The following is a 21,575-nucleotide window of genomic DNA, read 5'->3' on the forward strand; positions in this document are numbered from 1 at the left end:
TCCTGGGCCCGGCGGCTGATGGACCTGATGTTCGGCCGCGCCATGACGCTGGCGCTGGCGGTGGGCGCGCTGCTGCTCGGCATCGGCACCTTCACCCTGCTCTCGGGCGGCAGCCCCTTCGGCCCGACGCGGCCGGGGCAGGTGGTGGCCATGGTGCTGGTCAACGCCGCCTTCCTGCTGCTGCTGCTGGCCTCCCTGACGGCGCGGCTGGTGCGGATGTGGGCGGAGCGGCGGCGCGGCTCGGCCGGGTCGCGGCTGCATGTGCGGCTGGTCATGCTGTTCAGCGTGGTGGCGGTGGTGCCGGCGCTGCTGGTGGCCACCTTCGCCGCCGTGTTCTTCAACCTCGGCATCCAGGCCTGGTTCAGCGACCGGGTGCGCGAGACGCTGGAGGCCAGCCTCGTCGCCTCCCGCGCCTATCTGGACGAGCACCGCAACACCATCCGCGCCGACGCGCTGGCCATGGCGGCCGACCTCAACCGCAACGGGCGCCTGCTGGACGACAACCAGTATGTCTTCGCGCGCATCCTGGCCAGCCACACGGCGCTGCGGGGGCTCACGGAGTCGATCGTCTTCGAGCCGGTGCTGAACCGCGTGGTCAGCCATGCGGGGCTCACCACCACCGCGGTGCTGAGCCCGCTGCCCGCCTGGGCCATGGAGGTGGCGCGCAGCGGCGAGGTGGCGGTGCTGCCGGGGGAGAGCGAGGAAGGGCGGGTGCGCGCCCTGGTGGAGCTGGACATCGGCCCGGGGCTGATGCTGCTGATCGGGCGCCCCGTCGATCCGGGCGTGATCGAGCACATGCAGCGGACGGAGCTGGCCTTCCAGCAATACGACCAGCTCGACCGCAACCGTTCGGGGCTGCAGGTCACCTTCGCCATGATCTTCGCCATCGCCGCGCTGCTGGTGCTGATGGCGGCGGTGCTGATCGGCCTCGTCATCGCCAACCAGATCGCGCGGCCGCTCTCCCGCCTCATCGTGGCCGCCGAGCGGGTGCGGGGCGGCGACCTGTCGGTGCGGGTGACGGAGGGGCAGGGGGATGACGAGGTCGGCTCCCTCAGCCGCGCCTTCAACCGCATGACCAACCAGCTCGCCGCCCAGCGCAGCGAGCTGATGGAGGCCTACCGCCAGATCGACGAGCGGCGCCGCTTCACCGAGACGGTGCTGTCCGGCGTCTCGGCCGGCGTGGTGGGGCTCGACATCGAGGGCCGCATCAACCTGCCCAACCGCCGCGCCAGCGAGCTGCTGGGGCTGGAGCTGGAAAGCGAGCTGGGCGTGCCGCTGAGCCAGGTGGTGCCCGAGTTCGCGCCGCTGCTGGAGCCGGTGCTGGCGGCGCCGGACCGGCCGCGCACGGGCGAGATCCGCATCGGCCCCGCCAGCGAGCGGCGGACGCTGATGGCGCGGATCGGCGCCGAGATCCAGCGCGGCGAGGTGGTGGGCTTCGTCGTCACCTTCGACGACATCACCGAGTTGCTCTCGGCCCAGCGCAAGGCCGCCTGGTCCGACGTGGCGCGGCGCATCGCGCACGAGATCAAGAACCCGCTCACCCCCATCCAGCTTTCCGCCGAGCGGCTGAAGCGGCGCTACCTCAAGGAGATCCAGTCCGACCCCGAGACCTTCAAGGCCTGCACCGACACCATCGTGCGCCAGGTGGGCGACATCGGGCGGATGGTGGACGAGTTCTCCGCCTTCGCCCGGATGCCGCAGCCGGTGATCCGCCCCGAGCCGCTGGCGCAGATGGCCCGCGAGGCGCTGATCCTGCAGCAGAACGCCCATCACGATCTCGTCTACACCACCCGCATCCCCGAGGAGCTGCCGCGCGTGCCCTGCGACCGGCGGCTGATCGGGCAGGCGCTGACCAACCTGCTCTCGAACGCCGCCGATGCCGTGGTCGCCCGCCTGCAGGCCGAGGCGGCGGAGGGGCGGGAGCCCGAGCCCGGCGCCATCGCCCTGTCCGTCGAGCCGCAGGGGGAGTGGGTGACGCTGGCGGTGGAGGACAACGGCATCGGCCTGCCCCAGGGCGAGGAGCGGGAGCGGATCACGGAACCGTATGTGACGCATAAACCAAAAGGGACTGGCCTTGGTCTTGCCATCGTCAAGAAGATCATGGAGGACCATGGGGGGCGGCTGTTGCTGACCGAGCGGGAGGCAACGAAAGACGGCCCCGCGCGTGGTACCCGTGCGGCGCTGGTTCTGCCCCTGCGCGGCGCGGCGGAGGGTGCCGGTACGGACATGGCGGGAAAGACCACGGAGATGCAACGGCATGGCGCATGATATCCTGATCGTCGATGACGAGCCGGACATCCGCGCGCTGATCGAGGGCATCCTTTCGGACGAGGGCTACGACACCCGCGTCGCGCAGAACTCGGACACCGCCCTGGCGGCCTTCCGCGCCCGCCGGCCGAGCCTCGTGATCCTCGACATCTGGCTGCAGAACTCGCGCCTCGACGGGCTCGGCATCCTGGAGGCCATGCAGCGCGAGGAGCCGCAGGTGCCGGTGGTGATGATCTCCGGCCACGGCACCATCGAGACGGCGGTGCAGGCGATCCAGCAGGGTGCCTACGACTTCATCGAGAAGCCCTTCAAGTCGGACCGGCTGATCCTGATCGCCGAGCGGGCGCTGGAGGCGGCGCGGCTGAAGCGGGAGGTGAGCGAGCTGAAGCTGCGCGCCGGGCCGGAAACCGAGCTGCTCGGCACCTCCTCCCTGATCAGCCAGCTTCGCGGCGCCATCGACCGCGTGGCGCCGACCGGCAGCCGGGTGCTGATCTCGGGCCCGGCCGGCGCCGGCAAGGAGGTGGCGGCGCGGATGATCCATGCCCGCTCGCGCCGCAGCAACGAGCCCTTCGTCGCGCTGAACTGCGCCACGCTGAACCCGGGCCGCTTCGAGGAGGAGCTGTTTGGCGTGGAGGCGGCGGCGGACGGGCAGGGGGCGCCCCGCCGCGCCGGCGTGCTGGAGCGCGCCCATGGCGGCACGCTGCTGCTGGACGAGGTGGCGGACATGCCGCTGGAAACCCAGGGCAAGATCGTCCGCGCACTACAGGAGCAGGGCTTCGAGCGGGTCGGCGGCGCCACGCGGGTGAAGGTGGATGTGCGGGTGCTGGCCACCACCAACCGTGACCTGGCCGCCGAGATCACGGCCGGGCGCTTCCGCGAGGATCTCTATTACCGCCTCGCCGTGGTGCCGCTGCGGGTGCCCTCGCTGCGCGAGCGGCGGGAGGACGTGCCGGTGCTGGCCCGCCACTTCATGGCCCGCTCGGCCGAAAGCTCCGGCGTGCCGGCGCGCGAGCTGTCCGAGGACGTGCTGGCGGCGATGCAGGCCTATGACTGGCCGGGCAATGTGCGCCAGCTCCGCAACCTGGTGGACTGGCTGCTGATCATGGCGCCGGGCGGCCCCGGCGAGCCGATCCGCCCCGAGATGCTGCCGCCCGAGGTGGGCTCGGCCGCGCCCGCCGCGCTGAAGCTCGACCGCTCCTCCGAGATCATGACCCTGCCGCTGCGCGAGGCGCGCGAGCTGTTCGAGCGGCAGTACCTGGAGGCGCAGCTGCTGCGCTTCGGCGGCAACATCAGCCGCACGGCCAACTTCGTCGGCATGGAGCGCAGCGCGCTGCACCGCAAGCTGAAGTTCCTGGGCGTGCAGGCCGAGGACCGCGCCGCGCCGGGCTGAGGCTGCGGCGCAGGGCCGGGAAGGGCGGCCTTTCCAGCCTTTTTTGCGCGCCGCGCCATTGCCCGTGCGGGCCGATGGCGCGAAGCTGCGCGCTTCCCGCGAACCACGAGGAAGAGAGTCAGGGCATGTCCCGCATCGCCTATGTCAATGGCCGCTACGTCCCGCAGCGCGAGGCCAGCGTGAATGTCGAGGATCGCGGCTACCAGTTCGGCGATGGCATCTATGAGGTGGTCCATCTCTATGGCGGCCGCTTCATCGACGAGGACCGGCACCTGGACCGGCTGGAGCGTTCGCTGCGCGAGATCCGCCTGCCCATGCCGCTGACGCGCCAGGCGCTGTCCCATGTGCTGCGCGAGGTGGCGCGCCGCAACCGCGTGACCGAGGGGCTGCTCTACATGCAGGTCACGCGCGGCGTGGCGCGGCGCGACCATCCCTTTCCGGCCACCCCCGTGGCGCCGGCGCTGGTGGTGACGGTCAAGCGCATCGCGCCCTATCCGGCGAGCGTGGACAACTGGGGGGCGGGAGCGATCACCCTGCCGGACCTGCGCTGGGCGCGGCGGGACATCAAGAGCGTGAACCTGCTGCCCAACGTGCTGGCCCGCCAGGCCGCGCGCGAGCAGGGCGCGGCCGAGGCCATCCTCTACGAGGAGGCGACGGGCGTCGTCACGGAAGGGGCGGCCACCAGCTTCTGGATCGTCGATGAGCAGGGCGTCATCCGCACCCGGCCGCTCTCGCACGATATCCTGCCGGGCTGCACCCGCGCCGCGCTGATGGCGGAGCTGCGCGAGGCGGGCATCGGCTTCTCCGAGGCGCCCTTCACGCTCGACGAGGTGCGGCGCGCGCGCGAGGCCTTCATCACCTCCGCCACCTCCTTCGTGAAGCCGATCGTGCGGATCGACGGCCAGGAGGTGGGCGACGGCAAGCCCGGCCCCGTCACCCGCCAGCTCTTCGACATCTTCGCGCGCCATGTGAAGGGCGCCGTGAAGAACGCGGCGTGAGCGTGGCGGACCTGCCCGTCCCGCGGGCAATCCTGTGGGACTGGGACAACACGCTGGTGGATGCCTGGGCCGGTGTGCAGGCGGGGATGAACGCCGCGCTGCGCGGCTTCGGCATGCCGGAATGGAGCATCGGGGAGGTGCGGGCGCGTGCCCGGCTCTCGCTCCGCGACGCCTTTCCGGCGATCTTCGGGGATGAATGGGGGCGGGCGCGGGAGCTGTTCTACGCCGAGGTGCGCGCCCGCCACCTGGAGGTGCTGAACCCGCTCCCCGGCACGCTGGAGGCGCTGGAGGCGGCAAGCCCCTGGCCGCTCGGCATCGTCTCCAACAAGCAGGGGCCGATCCTGCGGCGCGAGGCGGAGCATCTGGGCTGGGCGCCGCGCTTCGGCGCGCTGGTGGGGGCGGGGGACGCGGCGGAGGACAAGCCCGCCGCGGCGCCCGTGCTGATGGCGCTGGAAAGGCTGGGCGTGGCACCGGGGCCGGAGGTCTGGTTCATCGGCGACACGGGCGTGGACATGCGGGCGGCGCGGGCCGCGGGCTGCGCCGCCGTGCTGCTGGGGGACGCCGCGCATGACGGGGGGGTGGCGGCGCTGGCCCCGGATGCGGTTTTCGCGGATGGCCATGCGCTCGCCAAATGCTTGCGCGGCCTTGCCAAGACACCCCTGCCTGCGTGATCTTGCGGGCGAACCGGCGGGCACCCCGCCCGCCGGGGCGACGCCCCGTCCGCACGCGAAGGCCGCGAAAAACGGCCCGCCAGGGGTGACCCGCCAAGAACAAGAAGGACCGAGCCCATGGCCGCCGAGAAGTCCCAAAATGTTCAGGACGTCTTCCTGAACCATGTCCGCAAGAGCAAGACGCCCGTCACCATCTTCCTGGTCAACGGCGTGAAGCTCCAGGGCATCATCACCTGGTTCGACAATTTCTCCGTCCTGCTGCGCCGGGACGGTCACACCCAGCTGGTCTACAAGCACGCCATCAGCACCGTCATGCCGGGCGCGCCGATCATGCTGTTCGATGCCACGGCCGCCGGTGCCGGCGCCACCCCGGGCGCGTCCCAGGGCGGCACCGTCTCCGTGACGCGCGAAGGCACCATGACACTGCAACGCGAGGTCAACCCTGTCGGCTCCTCCGACTGAGAACAACGCGGCGGGGGGCGGCAAGCCCACCCTCGCCGCCGTTCTGCTGCCCTTCGAGCGCCCGGCGCGCCCGGGCGGCACCGAGGGCGTCGTGCCCTTTCCCGAATCCCGCGCCGCCAACCGCGCGGCCGAGGCGCGGCTGGCCGAGGCCGTGGGCCTCGCCGCCTCGATCGGCCTGACCATCGTCCACAGCGCGGTGTTTCCGCTGCGCGCCCGCCGCCCGGCCACGCTGCTGGGCGAGGGGCAGGTGGAGATGGCGCGCGAGGCGATCGAGGAGCACCAGATCGGCGTCGTCGTCGTCGATGCGGCGCTGTCGCCCGTGCAGCAGCGCAACCTGGAGCGCGCCTGGGGCTGCAAGGTCATCGACCGCACCGGGCTGATCCTGGAGATCTTCGGCGAGCGCGCCCGGACGCGGGAAGGCACGTTGCAGGTCGAGCTGGCGCATCTGGAATACCAGCGTACCCGGCTCGTCCGCTCCTGGACCCACCTGGAGCGGCAGCGGGGTGGCTTCGGCTTCCTCGGCGGCCCGGGCGAGAGCCAGATCGAGATCGATCGCCGGCTGATCGGCGAGCGGATCGTCAAGCTCAAGCGCGAGCTGGAGCAGGTGCGGCGCACCCGTGGCCTGCACCGCGCGGCGCGCACCCGCGTGCCGTTCCCGGTGGTGGCGCTGGTGGGCTATACCAATGCCGGCAAGTCCACGCTGTTCAACGCGCTGACCGGCGCGGGCGTGTTCGCGCAGGACCAGCTCTTCGCCACGCTCGACCCCACCATGCGGGCCATCCGGCTGCCCTCGGGCCGCACGGTGATCCTGTCCGACACGGTGGGCTTCATCAGCGACCTGCCGACCCAGCTCATCGAGGCGTTCCGCGCCACGCTGGAGGAGGTGGCCTCGGCCGACATCATCCTGCATGTGCGGGACGTGGCGCATCCGGACACCGGCGCGCAGCGGGCCGACGTGATGGGCGTGCTGAACGGCATGGCCAGCGGCCCCGACCCGGCGCTCGACGAGAACTGGCCTGCCCGCACCATCGAGGTGCTGAACAAGGCCGACCTGCTGGGTGGCGTCGCCGATGTTCCGGGGGGTGACGATGCCGCCTCGGTCGCCGTCTCGGCGCTGACGGGGGAGGGGCTGGAGGCGCTGCGCGCGGCGCTCGACGCCCGGCTGGCGGCGGGGATGGAGCAGGTGGAATACACCCTCGCCAACAGCGACGGCGCCCGCCTCGCCTGGCTCTATGAGCATGGCGAGGTGCTTTCCCGCGAGGATGGGGATGAGAGCGTCCGCCTCAGCGTCCGCATCTCGCCCGCCGACCGTGCCCGCTTCGAGCAGCAGAACTGACCGCGACAGGGAACCCCATGCGCTTCAACGACAAGATGGCGGCCGAGGTCGCCACCCTGCTGCGGGACGCCTCGCTGGCCGAGATCAAGCCGCGCTTCCGCCGCCTGGCGAGCGGTGCCATCCGCGCCAAGAGCAGCGCCACGGACCTGGTGACGGATGCGGACGAGGCGGCGGAGCGCGTCATCACCGCCGCGCTGGCCGAGTGCTTCCCCGGCTGCGTGGTGGTGGGCGAGGAGGCCTGCGCCGCCGATGCCGGCGTGCTGGGCCGCCTGGCGGGGGCGGACCTCGCCTTCGTGGTGGACCCGGTGGACGGCACCGCCAACTTCGCCGCCGGCGTGCCGCTGTTCGGCTGCATGGCGGCGGCGGTGGTGAAGGGCGAGGTGGTGGCTGCCTGGATCCACGACCCGATGGGCGACGACACCGCCATTGCGCTGCGGGGCGAGGGGGCCTGGATCGAGGCGCCGGACGGGCACCGGGTGGCGCTGCGGGTGGCGCCGCCGGCACCGGTGGAGCGGATGATCGCTGCCGTGTCCTGGACCTATATCGAGGAGCCGGTTCGCTCGCAGCTGACGGCGCGGCTGCCGCGCTTCGCGGGCGGCGTGCATTTCCGCTGCGCCGCCCATGAGTACCGGCTGCTGGCCACGGGCAACGCCCATGTCGCCGTCTACAACCGCCTGATGCCCTGGGACCATCTGCCGGGCTGGCTGCTGCACCGGGAGGCGGGCGGCCACAGCGCCCGCTTCGACGGCAGCGAGTACCGCCCCGAGCACACGGGCGGCGGGCTGATCGCCGCACCAGACAAGGCAAGCTGGGAGGCGGCGCGCGAGGCGCTGCTCGGCGCCTAGAGCAGTTTCCCGACCCGTCCGGCGGGGCTTGCGCCGGGCGGATCAGCCCTCCATCCGCTTCACCTGCTGCCAAAGGGCCTCCATCCGCTCCAGCCCGGCATCGGCCGGGCTCTGGCCCTCCGTGGAGAGATGCGCCTCCACCGCGTTGAAGCGGCGCTCGAACTTGGCATTGGCGCCGCGCAGGCAGGCCTCGGGGTCGAGGTCCAGCTTGCGGGCGAGGTTGGCCAGCACGAACAGCATATCGCCCAGCTCGTCCGCCAGCCGCTCGGGCTCGGCGCCGGGCAGCTCGGCGCGCAACTCGGCTGTTTCCTCGGCCAGCTTGTCCAGCACTGCCTCGGCGTCCGGCCAGTCGAAGCCCACGCGCGCGGCGCGGCGGGTCAGCTTGGCGGCGCGCGTCAGGGCGGGCAGGGCGGCGGGAATGCCGGCCAGGGTGCCCGTCTCGGCGCGGGCGGCGCGCTCGGCCTGCTTCTGGACTTCCCAGGCCTGGTTCTGCATGGCGGTGTCGCGCGCCGCGGCCTCGCCGAACACATGCGGATGGCGGCGGATCATCTTGTCGGAGATGGTGTCCGCCACGGCGGTGAAGTCGAAGGCGCCGGCCTCGCGCGCCATCTGCGCGTGATAGACGACCTGGAAGAGCAGGTCGCCCAGCTCGTCCTGCAGTGCCGGCATGTCGGCGCGCTGGATGGCATCCGCCACCTCGTAGGCTTCCTCGATGGTGTAGGGCGCGATCGAGGCGAAGTCCTGCTCCCGGTCCCAGGGGCAGCCATCGGGCGCGCGCAGCCGGGCCATGATGGCGAGGAGGCGGGCGAGTGCCTGGGCGGGGTCCCGGGAGGCGTCATCCACGGTGTCGATCCTTGTCGGCAAGGGCGTTCACGTCAGGCGTATAATGAACATTATGACAATTCTCAGGTAGCAGGCACGGCCAGGATCAACCCGTCATGCGCAGCCTCGATCCCATCAGGCAGGTTCTGTCCAAGCCAGGACCAGTCGAGGTCATGCCCCATATGCGTCAGCACCGTCCGCCTCGGCCGCAGCCGCGCTACCCATTCCAGCACCAGGTCGAGATGCGCGTGCACGCTGTGCGGCCGGCGCTGGAAGCAGCCGACGATCCAGGTGTCGAGGCCCTCAAGCTGCGCCAGGCTGTCCTCCGGCATCGCCACCACATCCGTCGAATACGCGAAGTCGCCGATCCGCAGCCCCAGCGTGTCCATCACCTTGTGGTCCTGCCGGAACAGCCGCACGGGCAGCCCGGCGGCCTCCACCACCTGGCCCGGCGCCACGGGCATGGGCGTCAGCGCCGGCCGGAAGAAGGCCGGTGGCGTCGGCGGGCGGAAGGCATAGTCGAAGCGCGCCTTCAGCTCGGCCAGGGTCGTCGGCGTGGCATAGACCGGGATCGCCGCCCCTGCCGCCCGGTTCAGCGGCCGGAACTCGTCGAGGCCCATGATGTGGTCGGCATGGCCATGGGTGACCAGCAGCGCGTCCACCCGCCCAATACGGTTGGCCAGGAGCTGCGTGCGCAGGTCAGGCCCCGCATCGACCAGCAGCCGGCGCCCGTCCGGCGTCTCGATCAGGATGGAGGAGCGGCTGCGGCGGTTGCGCGGCTCGGCCGGGTCGCACTGGCCCCAGTCTCCGGCGCCATCCGGGCCGCCCAGCATCGGCACGCCCGCCGAGCCGCCACAGCCCAGGATGGTAACCTTCAGCTTCAAGGCGCTAGGCCGCCTTCCTGAACAGGCGCCGGAAATTGGCCGTGGTGGTCTCGGCCATGGCGTCCGGCGTCATCCCGTGCAGCTCCGCCAGCACGCGGGCGGTGTGCGGGACGTAAGAGGGCTCGTTGCGCTTGCCGCGAAACGGCGCGGGAGCGAGGTAGGGGCTGTCCGTCTCCACCAGCAGCCGGTCCGCCGGCATGTCCCGCGCGATGTCGCGGATCTCCTGCGACTTCGGAAAGGTCAGGATGCCGGAGAAGGAGACGTATCCGCCCATTTCAATGGCTTCCTCCGCCAGCTTGCGGCCGGAGCTGAAGCAATGGAGCAGGAAGTCGAACGGCCCGTCCTCCCGCTCCCCGCGCAGGATGGCGGCGATGTCCTCGTCGGCGTCGCGCGCATGCACCACCAGCGGCAGGCCGGTCTCGCGGGCGGCGCGGATGTGGCGGCGGAAGCCCTCCTGCTGCACCTCCCGCGGCGCCTTGTCATAGAAGTAGTCGAGCCCGCTCTCGCCGATGCCGATGACCTTGGGGTGGTCGGCGGCGGCGACGATCTCGGCGACCTCCGGCAGCGGCCCCTCGCCCACATTCTGCGGATGCACGCCGACCGTGCCCCAGACCTGGGAAAATCGTTGCGATATAGACTTGACTGTCTCGGCCTGCGCCATGCGCACGCCGATGGTGACCATCTCGCCCACGCCCGCCTCGGCGGCGCGGCACAGGATGTCCTCGATCTCGGCCTCGGTGAAGTAGTCGAGATGGCAGTGGCTATCGACCAGCATCAGGCGGCAACGTCCTGGATCTTCTGGAACAACGGGCTGGGCGGCGGCAGCGCGGCGCCCTCCGGCAGCGGCGTGGCGAGTGCTGCGAGCTGGCGCGCCCCGGCCGGCACGGCGAGCTGGTCCAGCAGCTTCTCCATGGTCTGCGGCATGAAGGGCTGCAGCAGCGTGGCGAAGACGCGCAACGCGTCGTGCAGGTGGCGCAGCACGTCGCGCATCCGGGCCAGGTCGGTCTTCTTCAGGGCCCAGGGCTGCTCGCGGGTGATGTAGCCATTGGCCTCGCGGATGGAGGCGAAGACCAGCGTCAGCGCCGCGTCGAACTTCTGCTCGTTCAGCAGGGCCCCGACTTTCGCCGCCAGCCAGGCGGGGCTGCCCGGGGCGTCGGCATGGCCGGTGGCCGCCAGGAAGGCGATGTCGGCCTCGGCCGCCACGGCGGCGGGTGCCGGCAGCACGCCCTCGCAGTTGCGCTGGATCAGGCTGAGGGTGCGGTTGGCGAGGTTGCCGAGCGCGTCGGCCAGCTCGCCATTGAGGCGGCCCACCAGCGCCTTGCGCTGGAAGTCGCCATCCTGCCCGAAGGGCACCTCGCGCAGCAGGAAGAAGCGCACCGGGTCCAGCCCGAACTCGTCGATCAGCGCCAGCGGGTCGATGACGTTGCCGACCGACTTGGAGATCTTCTGCCCCTCATTGGTCCACCACCCATGGGCGAAGACGCGCCGGGGCGTGGGCAGGCCGGCGGCCATCAGGAAGGCCGGCCAGTAGATGGCGTGAAAGCGCAGGATGTCCTTGCCGACGAAATGCACATCGGCCGGCCAGAAGCGCCACAATGCTTCATATTCAGAGGGATAGCCCAGTGCAGTGATGTAGTTCGTCAGGGCATCGAGCCAGACATACATCACATGTGCCTCGTCCCCCGGCACCTTCACGCCCCATTTGAAGGAGGTGCGGGAGATGGACAGGTCGGTCAGCCCGCCCTTGACGAAGCTGATCACCTCGTTGCGGCGGGTCTGCGGCGCGATGAAGTCGGGGTTGGCGTCGTAGAAGGCGAGCAGCTTCTCCTGCCACTGCGACAGGCGGAAGAAGTAGGAAGGCTCCCTCACCCACTCGACCGGCGCGCCGGTGGGGGCGAATTTCTGGCCGTCGCGCTCGGTGATCTCGTCCGGGCCGTAGAAGGCCTCGTCGCGCACCGCGTACCAGCCCTCGTAGTGGCCGAGATAGATCTCGCCACGCTCCTCCAGCCGCTTCCACAGGGCGGCGCAGGCCAGCTTGTGGCGCTCCTCCGTGGTGCGGATGAAGTCGTCGTTGGAATAGTTCATGCGGAGTGCGAGTTCACGGAAGGCCTCGCTCACCGTGTCGGTGAAGGCCTGGGGGTCCATGCCCTTGGCCTCGGCCGCCTTCTCCACCTTCTGCCCGTGCTCGTCCGTGCCCGTCAGGAAATGCACGTCATGGCCCGACAGGCGATGCCAGCGCGCCAGCACATCCGCCGCCAGCGAGGTATAGGCGTGGCCGATATGCGGCTTGTCGTTCACGTAGTAGATGGGCGTGGTCAGGTAGATGGAGCGGCGCTCGCTCGTCATGATCAAGGTCCTCAACGCGAGGCCAGCTGCGAGAGACCGCTCAGCACCGCCTGCTTGCGGTCCAGATTCAGGGTTTCGGTCTCGTCGGCCAGGCGGCCCAGGGTGTCCCACAGGGTTGCCCATTGGGCAAGCGGTCGGGTGGCGATCCAGGCCGGTGCCGGCTGGCCCCGCCCCGCGGCGCGGATCGCCTCGCCCAGCGCGGCGCGCAGCAGCTCCATGAAGGTGACATAGGCGCTGCCATCCCGCCTCGCGGCCAGGGTGTCGGCCAGGGCGTGCAGGGCGCGCTGGTCGGGGCGCGGCAGGGTGGCCAGGAAGCTGTCCACGCTCTTCTGGAGCAGCAGCCCGTCGCCCTCGGCCAGCTGCAGGGCGCGGCCCGGCGCGCCGCCGGCGATGCGCGCCAGCACGGCGCGCGGCTCCGCCTCCAGCTCCGGCAGCCAGCCGGCGAGCAGCGCGTCCATCTCCGGCGCCGGCAGCGGGAAGAGGTCCACGCGGCGGCAGCGGCTGCGGATGGTGGGCAGCAGCCGGTCCGGCGCCGCGCTGGTCAGCAGCAGCAGGGCGCGGGCGGGCGGCTCCTCCAGCGTCTTGAGCAGGGCGTTCTGCGCCTCGGCGTTCATCGCCTCAACCTGCTCGACGATGACGATGCGCCAGCCGCCCTCGGCGGCCGTCAGCCCGAGGAAGCGCGGCACCTGCCGCACCTCGTCCACGCGGATCATCAGCTTCACGCCGCGCTCGCCGGCATTCGGAGCCAGCGCCCGCAAGTCGGCATGGCCCCCGGCGGCGACGCGGCGGAACACCGGATGCGAGGGCGGCAGGTAGAGCGGTGCCTCGTCGGGCGGTGCCTCCGGGCGGTCCGCCAGCAGCCAGCGCGCGAAGCGGTAGGCCAGCGTCGCCTTGCCCACGCCGCGCGGCCCGGCCAGCAGCCAGGCATGGTGCAGCCGCCCGGCACCAGCGGCCTCGGCCAGGGTGGCGGCGGCGTGGTCGTGGCCGCGCAGCTCGGGATTGGCGCGGGTCTCGGGCGGCGTCACAGCGGCGCCCCGAGGCGGTCCCGCAGGATGGCGGCGGCGGCGGCGGCCAGGGGCGCGGGCGGCTGGGTGGCGTCCAGCACCGCGCAGCGCCCCGGCTCGGCGGCGGCGATGGCCTGGAAGCCCGCATGCACCCGGGCATGGAAGGCGGCGCCCAGCCGCTCGAAGCGGTCCGGCGCGCCACGGCCCAGGGCACGGGCCATGCCGGCCTCGGGCGGCAGGTCCAGCACCAGGGTCAGGTCCGGCGCGAAATCGCCCAGCGCCACGCCCATCAGCCCGTCCCACACGGCGCGGTCCAGCCCGTGCCCGTGGCACTGGTAGGCCAGCGTGGAATCGGCGAAACGGTCGCACACCACCCAGATGCCCGCCTCCAGCGCGGGCCGGATGGTCTTGGCCAGGTGCTCGCGCCGGGCGGCGAACATCAGCATCGCCTCGGCCACCGGGTCCCAGACGATGTCGCCATCCAGCAGCAGGCCGCGCAGCAGCTCGGCGCCCGGCGCGCCGCCCGGCTCGCGGGTGCGCAGCACGGGCAGGCCGGCGGCGGAAAGGCGGGCGGCCAGGGTACGGGCCAGCGTGGTCTTGCCGGCCCCTTCCCCGCCCTCCAGCGTGATGAAGCGTCCGGGACGCACGGCCTCGCGGTTGCCTGGCGCCACCTCAGCCCGAAACCATGCGCGAGATCACCGCCGGGATGCGCGGGATCAGCCCGAGCTTCGGCACGTCCGCCCCCGCGTAGAGCGGCAGCACCATGGGCGGCACCCCCTGCCCGGCCACGTCGAGCTGGCCGACCTCCTGGCCCTTGGCGATCGGCGCCGGGATGGGGCCGTTGTAGCGCAGCGTCACCTGCAGGTTGCGCCGCCACTGGCGCGGCAGGGTCAGCACCAGGTCCTTGCCGCCCACCAGCGGCACGGTGGCCGCCTCCCCCAGATAGACGGGGGCGGCCTCCACCGTGTCGGCGGCGCGGAACAGCACCACGTTCTCGAACTCGCGGAAGCCCCACTCCATCAGCCGCTCGGATTCCTCGGCGCGGGCGCGCATCGAGGGCAGGCCGTTCACCACCAGGATCAGCCGGCGCTCGCCGCGCTTGGCGGTGCCGGTCAGGCCGTAGCCCGCATCCTCGGTGTGGCCGGTCTTGAGGCCGTCGGCGCCGGCCACGCGGCCGAGCAGCGGGTTGCGGTTCTCCTGGTTGATGTCGTTCCAGCGGAAGGAACGCTCGCTGTAGATGCTGAACTGGTCGGGGAAGTCCTGGATCAGCCGGATGGCCAGGGTGGCGAGGTCCCGGCAGGTCATGCGGTGCTCGGGGTCGGGCCAGCCGGTGGCGTTGCGGAAGTTGCTGTCCTTGAGCCCGATCCGCTTGCCGTACTCGTTCAGCAGCTCGGCGAATTGCTGCTCGCTGCCGCTGATCGCCTCGGCCAGCACCACGCAGGCATCGTTGCCGGACTGGATGATGACGCCGCGCGCCAGGTCCTCGACCTTGATGCTGCTGCCCAGCTCCACGAACATCTTGGAGCCGCCCATGCGCCAGGCGCGCTCGCTCACCGGCAGCATCTGGTCGGGGCGCAGCCGGCCCTGCTTCATCATGTCGAAGACCACGTACATGGTCATCATCTTCGACATGGAGGAGGGCGGCATCCGCTCGTCCGCGTTCTTTTCCAGCAGCACGGCGCCGGTATCGGCGTCCATTACCAGCGCCTGGCGCGCGATGGTGTCCACCGGGCCGAGCGGGGTGCTGGCGGGCGAGGACGGCGGGGCCGCGGGCGCGGCGGAGCGCGCGGGCGCGCGGCGCTGCGCCAGGCCAGGGGTGGCGAGCGGGCCGGCGGCCATGACCGCGGCGGCGCCGCCCAGCAGTTCGCGGCGAAGCGGCATCGCGGGAATCTCCTCGTTCAAAAACCGGGACCTCGCGGCCCGCGCCCGTGGGCAGGCCGCTAGTCGATCAGGATGCGGGCATCCGATACGCCCGAACGGAGCGCCCGCTCAAGGGCTGTATCCGCCTCGGCGATGCTTGCAAAGGGGCCGAGGCGAACGCGGTATTCCGGCCGGCCGGGGCGGCCGGTGCCCTCCACCCGCGCGCCGATCCGCGCCGCCTGGCGCTGCGCGTCGGCCCGGCTGAGGAAGCTGCTGCCTTGCAGGTAGAGCCGCCCCGGGCGGGCCGGCCCCTGCCAGACCGTTTCCGGCAGCCGCTCCGGCGGGGGCGCCAGGGGCGCGTCGGGTGCCGCCGCGGGCATGGCGCCGCCGGGGCGGGCGCGGCCGGGCGCGGCGCTGCTGCCGGGAGGCGGCGCCAGCTCCTCGCTCTGCACCGCGTCGCGCGGGGCGGCGGCGATGGCCAGCCGCGTTCCTTCCGGCTGCGGCAGGGCGGCGGCGAGGCGGCGCGACGGCTCGGCCTCGACCGACAGCGCCAGCTGGGCCGTGCCCCCCTCCGCCACGCCGAGCAGCGCGGCGGCGCGGCGGGAAAGCTCCAGCACCCGCCCTGCCCTGGCCGGGCCGCGGTCGTTCACCCGCAGCAGGATCTCGCGCCCCGTTTCCAGGTTCGCGACGCGCAGGATGGTGGGCAGTTGCAAGGTGCGGTGCGCCGCCGTCGCCAGGGCGGGATCGTGGATCTCGCCATTGGCGGTGCGGCGGCCGGCGGCGCGGTCGGCCGCCACCACGGCAAGGCCGGTCTCGCGCAGCGTGAAATCCTCGCGCGGATAGGACCAGACGCCGCCCATCGCGTAGGGCTCGCCCACCACGTAGCGCGGCTGCGCGGCGGCGCCGGAGCCCGGCGGTGGCGGGCGCACGCAGGCCGAGACCAGCAGCGGCAGCGCCGCCGCCAGCAGCAGGCCGCGCGCGGCGCCATGCCCCCGCCTGCCTCGCGGGGTCACGCCACCCTGTCGGACAGCATGCCGACCACCAGCGCGTAGAAGTCGGAGGGGTTGTAGCGGCGGATGACGTTGAAGTTCTGGTAAACGGCGAAGGCCTGCCCGCCCGCCCCGCCCGGCAGCAGGATCGAGGTCTGCATCTCCAGCGGCGGCAGCGCCGTGCCGTCGGCGGCGGTGACGCCCATGCGCAGCCAGTCGCGCAGCGGGCGGCGGGTGCCGCGCCCGGCCAGGCTGGTGTCGAAGCCGGGGGGAACCAGCACCTCGCGGCCCCACCGCTCCGTCTCGTCCCAGCCGCTGCGGCCCAGGTAGTTGGCGATGGAGCCCAGCGCGTCGGCGCGGCTGTCCCAGATGTCGCGCCGGCCGTCGCCGTCGAAATCCACCGCCAGCCGCTCGAAGCTGGTGGGCATGAACTGCGGGTGGCCCATGGCGCCGGCATAGGAGCCGCGCATCCGGTCCGGCGCCACGTCGCCGCGCTCCAGGATGCGCAGCGCCGCCAGCAGCTCGGCGCGGAAGAAGGCGCTGCGGCGGCCATCCCAGGCCAGCGTCGCCAGCGCCTCGATGGTGTTGTAGTTGCCGGTGAAGCCGCCGTAGTTGGTTTCCAGCCCCCAGACGGCCACGACGATCCGTGGCGAGACGCGGAAGCGGGTGGCGATGGCATCCAGCAGGGTGCTGTTCTCGGCATACATCTGCCGGCCGCGCTCGACACGCTGGGCGGTGATGCGTCCGTCCCGGTACTGCTCCCAGGTCAGGGTGAACTCGGGCTGGCGGCGGTCCAGCTCCAGCACCTTGTCGTTGGGCCGGATATTGGCGAAGGCGCGCTGCAGCGTGGCCTGGGAAACGCCCGCGCGCCGCGCCTCTCCGGCGACCCCTTGCAGGAAGTCGTCGAAGCTGGCCGTGGCGGCTTGGGCCGCGCCCCCCGACAGGACGGAAAGGGCGGCGACTCGGGACAGCAGGGTGCGGCGGTTCAGCATGGGCGAGAGGTGCCACGACCGGCGCCCGCCCCGCAACCGCTGGTGGCCCCCTCGCCGCTCACAGGTCAGAAGCGGAACGAGACGCTGAGGGAGCCGAAGCTCTGCACCCCTTCCTGGCCGTAGAACTCCTCGGAGCGCCAGACCTGGGTATAGGCGAAGCGCATGCCCCGCCAGAGCACCGCGACGCCGGCCTGGGCGTCGCCCACCAGGATGCGCTTGTCCACGCTGCGGCTGTCGCGCCAGGTGTTGCCGTCGAGGAAGATGTCGCGCGCGATGGCGCGGCCGTCGAGGCCGGCGAACACGTACCAGCCGAAATCCTGGCGCGGCTGGAAGGCGGTGGAGCCCGCCAGGGCCGGGCGGATGCGCGGCGGGCCGAGATCCGCCTCCAGCCCCTCGCCCAGCCGCAGCAGACCGCCCACGGCGGCGTAGGTCTGCACGTTGCCGAGGCTCACCGTGGCCGAGGGGATGGCCTCCAGGCCGAAGCCGTTCAGCTGGCCGAGCGGCAGGCGCCACTTGCGCTCGTACAGCGCGGTGATGGCCGGCTCGTCCTTGAGCTGGGACTTCCAGCCATTGGTCTGATCGATGTTGATGATGTCGTGGTAGTTGTTCTGCACGAACTCGCCGAGCGCGGAAGGGCCGACCACGCCGAGCTGCAGCTCGAAGAGGTTGGCGGTGCGCCCCGACACGCGCGACAGCGAGGCGGCGCCGTAGAGATAGCCCGCATAGGGACGGTCCCGCGGGTCGGGCAGCACGGTGTCGGTGTTGCGCGGCGTGTAGAGGCTCTGGCCGAAGGCCAGTCCCCAGCGCAGCGCACCGGGGCCCATCAGCCAGTCCAGCCGGTCGTTCAGCCAGCCGAGCGGCGCCGGCAGGTCGGCCGAGGGGGAGCGCCAGGCGAGCTGGAAGCCGTTGGTGTAGTAGCGGTCGCTGCCGCCGAACATGTCGTTCTCGAGGGAGAAGCTCAGCGTGCCCTTGGGGTCGGGCGGCGGCGCCTGGTCGCCGGGAATGGCCTGCGCGATGGCCGGTCCGGAAGCGCCCATGGCCAGCAGCAGGAAGACGGTCGGCGAGAGGCGGGCGCGCATGCGGCAATCCTTGCTCGCGGCGGCGAGGCGGGGGCCGCCGGGTCGAATCACGCCGCCGCCCGGCGCGGACGGAGGCGCGGGGGGGGTTTTGGCGAGGCACGGATAAACCCGCAAGTTCCGTTTTATTGCGGCGGCACAATGGGATTGGCCGCGCGCCTCCGGATTCGGACACCGTGCGGCAGGCTTTGGTTCATCTTCGGTCTCCACAATGGCCCTTCCCAGCAGCCGGGAGGAGGTCGAAGCTTCCCATGTCCATCCGCAATCGCATTCTGGCCACCATGGCCTTCATCATGATCTGCTTCGTGGGGCTCGGGGGCTTCGCCCTGCACCGGCTGGCCAGCATCCAGACTGAGGTGGAGCAGCTCGTCGGCACCTGGCTGCCGGCCCTCGACATCATCAGCCAGGCTCAGCAGGACGCCCTGACGATGCGCCAGCAGACTCTCCGCCACGCCACCCTGTCGGATGAGACGGGGATGCGCGAGCTGGAAGGCCGCCTCGCCGAGACGGGCGCCAGGGTTGAGCGCTCCTTCGCCAGCTACGCGCAGATGGCGGACATGCCGCAGGAGATGGCGCTGCTCGAGACGTCCCGGCGGGACTGGAGCAGCTATCTCGCCCTGTCACGCGCCACGCTGGAGCTGAGCCGTGCGCAGCGGAAGGCCGAGGTCTTCGCGCAACTCAATGGACCAAACCGCGAAGCCTTCGATCGCTTCCAGGAGGGGCTGGACAAGCTCGGCCAGTTCAACAAGAAGGGCGCGGAGGCCAGCGGCGTCTCAGCGCGCGGCACGGTCGGCTCCTCGACCTGGGCCATTGCCATCGGCTGTGGCCTTGGCATCGTGGCGCTGGCGCTGGTCGGGCTGTCGCTGATCCGCGGCATCTGCGCGCCCGTCGGCCGGCTGACGGAAAGCATGCGCCGCATGACGGGCGGCGCGCTCGACACCCAGGTCGCGGACCAGGAGCGTGCCGACGAGATCGGCAGCATGGCCAAGGCGCTGGAGGTGTTCCGCGCCAAGGTGCAGGATGGCGAGCGCCTCGCCGCCGAGCAGGCGCGCCAGGACCTGCAGGGGCGGGAGCGGAGCGCGCGGCTGGAGGCGCTGGTGGCGCGCTTCGGCCAGGATGCGGGCCGCGCCCTGGAGGCGCTGCGCGGCGCGGCCGAGCGCATGCGCGGCAGCTCCGGCGAGATGACGCAGGCGGCGCAGGCTTCCGCCCAGCTCACCGACACGCTCAGCCACGCCTCGGAGGAGGCTTCCGCCAACGCCCAGACCGCCGCCGCCGCCACGGAGGAGCTGACCGCCTCGATCGGCGAAATCACCCGCCAGGTGAGCCGCTCGGCCGAGGTTTCCCGCCGCGCCGTCGCGGAAACCCAGCGCACCGAGCACACCATGCGCGACCTGGCCGGCACCGCCAACAGGATCGGCGACGTGGTGCGGCTGATCGCCGACATCGCGGGCCAGACCAACCTGCTGGCACTCAACGCCACCATCGAGGCGGCGCGGGCGGGCGAGGCCGGCAAGGGCTTCGCCGTGGTGGCCTCCGAGGTGAAGAACCTGGCCAGCCAGACCGCCAAGGCGACCGAGGAGATCAGCCAGCAGGTGAACGCCATCCAGGGCGCCACCAACCTCGCGGTGGAGGCCATCAACAGCATCGCCGGCGTGGTGGCCGAGATCGACCAGACGGCCGCCGCCATCGCCGCCGCGGTGGAGGAGCAGGGAGCGGCCACGCAGGAGATCGCCCGCAACATCGCGGGCTCGGCCGAGGCCGCCGCTGCCGTCTCGCGCGAGACCAGCGTGGTGCGCAACGCGGCCGAGGTCAGCGGCCGCACCGCCGGCGTGGTGCAGACCACATCGGCGGAGATGAGCGAGACCACGGGCCGGCTGCGGGTGCAGGTGGAGCAGTTCCTCCAGGAGGTCCGCGCCGCCTGACCCTCTCGACCGGGGCGCGCGAACCCGCTATCGGGGCGGCAGGGCCAGGATCCCGCCCCCCCTCTGCGGATGGGTGGCCGAGTGGTTTAAGGCAGCGGTCTTGAAAACCGCCGTAGGGGCAACCCTACCGTGGGTTCGAATCCCACCCCATCCGCCATGCGCCCACTGGCCGGGCAACTAGCGCAGGGCCGGGCCGAGGGCCTCCCCGCCCTGGCGCGCCAGCACGGTTCCGCCGGCACCGAGCGCCTTTTCCCACAGCCGCCCGAGGCCGGGTCCGCCCGGCAGCGCGGCCGAGGAGCCGGGCGGGCAGAGCGCCGGCATCACCCCTTCCGCCACGCGGCAGATGCCGGTGGCGCGCAGGCCGGCCGCGAAGTTCACCTTCTCCGAGGTGCTGCCCCAGGCCCAGGACAGGATCAGCGCCACCACCAGCGGCTCGAAGGGAGAGCCCGCGCGGCAGAGCGGCAGCGCGTAGGTTCCGCGCAGCGGCCAGGCCAGGCGCAGTCCGGCGGGCGTCAGCAGATCCGCCCCCAGATGCGACAGGTAGCCCACCACGAGGGGCGCGGTGATGGCCAGCGGCACGTCCTGGCTCAGCAGCAGCGCCGTGCAGCCCACCACCGCCAGGGCGGAATGGGTGATGCCCCGGTGCCCCAGCAGCCGGGCAAAGACGCGGGAAACGGGCCACAGCGCCTTGCCCACCCAGGATTTCGGGTGGTCGATGTCGGGCAGCAGCGCCCCGAACACGGCGAGGCCGAGCAGGGCGGGGTCCAGCGCCGGCAGGTCCAGCCGCGGCGCGGCCGCGAACCAGGCAGCCGCGCCCAACGCAATGTGCGACCCTGCCATCATCCGTGAGTTTCAAGGCTCCTGCTCCGCATGTCTCAAACTAGGAGTCAGGAATCCTCCCTACAAGGCTGATTCCACGGCTTTCCAACCATAAGTGGCAGAAAATGCCCGCCCTCGCCTGCCGCCCGCCCCATGGGCGGCCGGGGCTTTCCGGCCTATGATCGGCTCCGTGAACCTCGTCTCCTCGCCCCGCAGCCAGCTCGACATCGAGGTGGTGTTCGATCTCGTCTGCCCCTGGTGCTTCCTTGGCACCCGCCGGTTGCGCCGGACGCTGGAGCGCCGGACGGACGTGGCGGCCGAGATACGCTGGCGCCCCTTCCTGCTGAACCCCGACCTCGGCCTCGGCGGCGCCGGGCGGCAGGACTACATGGCGCGCAAGTTCGGCGGCGAGGAGCGCGCCCGCCGCCTGCATGCCACCATGACCGAGCTCGGGCGCCCGGAAGGCATCGCCTTCCGCTTCGACCGCATCCAGCGCGTGCCCGCCTCGGTGGACGCGCACCGGCTGGTGCGCTTCGCCGCCCAGCAGGGCCTGGCCGACGCGCTGGTGGACGCGCTGTTCACCGCCTATTTCTGCGACGGCGCCGATATCGGCCGGCCCGAGAACCTCGCCGCCCTGGCCGCCCGGCACGGGATGGAGCCGCGCGTGGTGCAGCGCTTCCTCGCCAGCGGGCTGGAGGCGGAGGCGGTGCATGCCGAGAACCTGCGCGCCCACCGCCTCGGCATCAACGGCGTGCCCTGCTTCGTGTTCTCCGGCAAGCAGGGGCATGGCACGGGCCACGCCATCGCCGGTGCGCAGGAGCCGGAGGTGCTGGAGCGGCTGATCGACGTCGCGCTCGCCGAGGCCGGCGAGTTCTAGCCGCCCTGCCCCGC

General features: G+C 72.1%; 20 protein-coding genes and 1 tRNA gene. 10 read left to right on the forward strand and 11 right to left on the reverse strand.

The features are described from left to right. Window positions 1-18: 18 nt before the first annotated feature. The 7 genes from CR162_RS01405 (at window position 19) to CR162_RS01435 (ending at window position 7,970) form a co-directional block, all read left to right on the forward strand. Complete coding sequence (locus CR162_RS01405) at window positions 19-2,268, forward strand: sensor histidine kinase NtrY-like (protein ID WP_099093917.1); 2,250 nt, start codon at window positions 19-21, stop codon at window positions 2,266-2,268. Continuing rightward, window positions 2,258-3,658, forward strand: coding sequence for a nitrogen assimilation response regulator NtrX (gene ntrX / locus CR162_RS01410; protein ID WP_099093753.1), 1,401 nt, complete (start codon window positions 2,258-2,260; stop codon window positions 3,656-3,658). Before CR162_RS01405 ends, ntrX begins: the two co-directional genes overlap by 11 nt. Window positions 3,659-3,783: 125 nt before the next feature. After that, entirely contained in the window at window positions 3,784-4,656 is an 873-nt protein-coding gene (locus CR162_RS01415; RefSeq protein ID WP_099093754.1) for a D-amino-acid transaminase, read from the forward strand. Continuing rightward, window positions 4,653-5,327 (forward strand): HAD family hydrolase, encoded by a 675-nt coding sequence (locus CR162_RS01420; RefSeq protein WP_099093755.1) that lies wholly within the window; start codon window positions 4,653-4,655, stop codon window positions 5,325-5,327. The genes CR162_RS01415 and CR162_RS01420 overlap by 4 nt, the downstream gene beginning before the upstream one ends. Window positions 5,328-5,444: 117 nt before the next feature. Next, window positions 5,445-5,789, forward strand: coding sequence for an RNA chaperone Hfq (gene hfq / locus CR162_RS01425; RefSeq protein WP_099093756.1), 345 nt, complete (start codon window positions 5,445-5,447; stop codon window positions 5,787-5,789). Then, the gene (hflX, locus tag CR162_RS01430) at window positions 5,770-7,125 is read left to right on the forward strand and encodes a GTPase HflX (protein WP_099093757.1); all 1,356 of its coding nucleotides are present in this window, start codon (window positions 5,770-5,772) and stop codon (window positions 7,123-7,125) included. Before hfq ends, hflX begins: the two co-directional genes overlap by 20 nt. 17 nt (window positions 7,126-7,142) lie before the next feature. Further along, window positions 7,143-7,970, forward strand: a complete 828-nt coding sequence (locus CR162_RS01435; protein ID WP_099093758.1) for an inositol monophosphatase family protein — start codon at window positions 7,143-7,145, stop codon at window positions 7,968-7,970. Between the two features lie 42 nt (window positions 7,971-8,012). Here CR162_RS01435 and mazG read toward each other — a convergent pair whose 3' ends face one another. From mazG to CR162_RS01485, 10 genes are all read right to left on the reverse strand, one after another. Next, entirely contained in the window at window positions 8,013-8,813 is an 801-nt protein-coding gene (mazG, locus tag CR162_RS01440) for a nucleoside triphosphate pyrophosphohydrolase (RefSeq protein ID WP_099093759.1), read from the reverse strand. Window positions 8,814-8,875: 62 nt separating this feature from the next. Further along, the gene (locus CR162_RS01445) at window positions 8,876-9,670 is read right to left on the reverse strand and encodes an MBL fold metallo-hydrolase (protein WP_099093918.1); all 795 of its coding nucleotides are present in this window, start codon (window positions 9,668-9,670) and stop codon (window positions 8,876-8,878) included. A gap of 10 nt (window positions 9,671-9,680) precedes the next feature. Beyond that, the gene (locus CR162_RS01450) at window positions 9,681-10,451 is read right to left on the reverse strand and encodes a TatD family hydrolase (RefSeq protein ID WP_099093760.1); all 771 of its coding nucleotides are present in this window, start codon (window positions 10,449-10,451) and stop codon (window positions 9,681-9,683) included. Beyond that, window positions 10,451-12,022, reverse strand: coding sequence for a methionine--tRNA ligase (metG, locus tag CR162_RS01455; protein ID WP_099093761.1), 1,572 nt, complete (start codon window positions 12,020-12,022; stop codon window positions 10,451-10,453). The genes CR162_RS01450 and metG overlap by 1 nt, the downstream gene beginning before the upstream one ends. An 11-nt stretch (window positions 12,023-12,033) precedes the next feature. Beyond that, entirely contained in the window at window positions 12,034-13,047 is a 1,014-nt protein-coding gene (locus CR162_RS01460) for a DNA polymerase III subunit delta' (RefSeq protein ID WP_099093762.1), read from the reverse strand. After that, complete coding sequence (tmk, locus tag CR162_RS01465; protein WP_099093919.1) at window positions 13,044-13,673, reverse strand: dTMP kinase; 630 nt, start codon at window positions 13,671-13,673, stop codon at window positions 13,044-13,046. The genes CR162_RS01460 and tmk overlap by 4 nt, the downstream gene beginning before the upstream one ends. A gap of 25 nt (window positions 13,674-13,698) precedes the next feature. After that, window positions 13,699-14,907 (reverse strand): D-alanyl-D-alanine carboxypeptidase family protein, encoded by a 1,209-nt coding sequence (locus CR162_RS01470; protein WP_099093763.1) that lies wholly within the window; start codon window positions 14,905-14,907, stop codon window positions 13,699-13,701. A gap of 59 nt (window positions 14,908-14,966) precedes the next feature. Continuing rightward, complete coding sequence (locus CR162_RS01475) at window positions 14,967-15,899, reverse strand: septal ring lytic transglycosylase RlpA family protein (RefSeq protein ID WP_245870064.1); 933 nt, start codon at window positions 15,897-15,899, stop codon at window positions 14,967-14,969. Continuing rightward, entirely contained in the window at window positions 15,896-16,867 is a 972-nt protein-coding gene (locus CR162_RS01480; RefSeq protein WP_099093764.1) for a lytic murein transglycosylase, read from the reverse strand. Before CR162_RS01480 ends, CR162_RS01475 begins: the two co-directional genes overlap by 4 nt. Window positions 16,868-16,932: 65 nt before the next feature. Further along, window positions 16,933-17,946, reverse strand: coding sequence for a lipid A deacylase LpxR family protein (locus tag CR162_RS01485; RefSeq protein ID WP_099093765.1), 1,014 nt, complete (start codon window positions 17,944-17,946; stop codon window positions 16,933-16,935). A 248-nt stretch (window positions 17,947-18,194) separates the two neighbouring features. On the opposite strand from CR162_RS01485, the gene CR162_RS01490 reads away from it, so the two are divergent. Together CR162_RS01490 and CR162_RS01495 are read left to right on the forward strand one after the other, a co-directional pair. Then, window positions 18,195-19,865 carry a methyl-accepting chemotaxis protein gene (locus CR162_RS01490; protein WP_099093766.1) on the forward strand — a complete coding sequence of 557 codons (1,671 nt, stop codon included), beginning with the start codon at window positions 18,195-18,197 and terminating at the stop codon, window positions 19,863-19,865. 67 nt (window positions 19,866-19,932) lie between these two features. Then, window positions 19,933-20,022 (forward strand) — tRNA-Ser (locus tag CR162_RS01495). A 20-nt stretch (window positions 20,023-20,042) separates the two neighbouring features. On the opposite strand, the gene CR162_RS01500 is transcribed toward CR162_RS01495, so the two are convergent. Next, the gene (locus CR162_RS01500) at window positions 20,043-20,708 is read right to left on the reverse strand and encodes a metal-dependent hydrolase (RefSeq protein ID WP_099093767.1); all 666 of its coding nucleotides are present in this window, start codon (window positions 20,706-20,708) and stop codon (window positions 20,043-20,045) included. A gap of 154 nt (window positions 20,709-20,862) precedes the next feature. Here CR162_RS01500 and CR162_RS01505 point away from each other — a divergent pair, with 154 nt between their 5' ends. After that, window positions 20,863-21,561 (forward strand): DsbA family oxidoreductase, encoded by a 699-nt coding sequence (locus CR162_RS01505; RefSeq protein WP_099093768.1) that lies wholly within the window; start codon window positions 20,863-20,865, stop codon window positions 21,559-21,561. Window positions 21,562-21,575 lie beyond the last annotated feature (14 nt).

The sequence above is a fragment of the Teichococcus rhizosphaerae genome (assembly GCF_002631185.1).
In the GTDB taxonomy this organism is placed as follows: domain Bacteria; phylum Pseudomonadota; class Alphaproteobacteria; order Acetobacterales; family Acetobacteraceae; genus Pseudoroseomonas; species Pseudoroseomonas rhizosphaerae.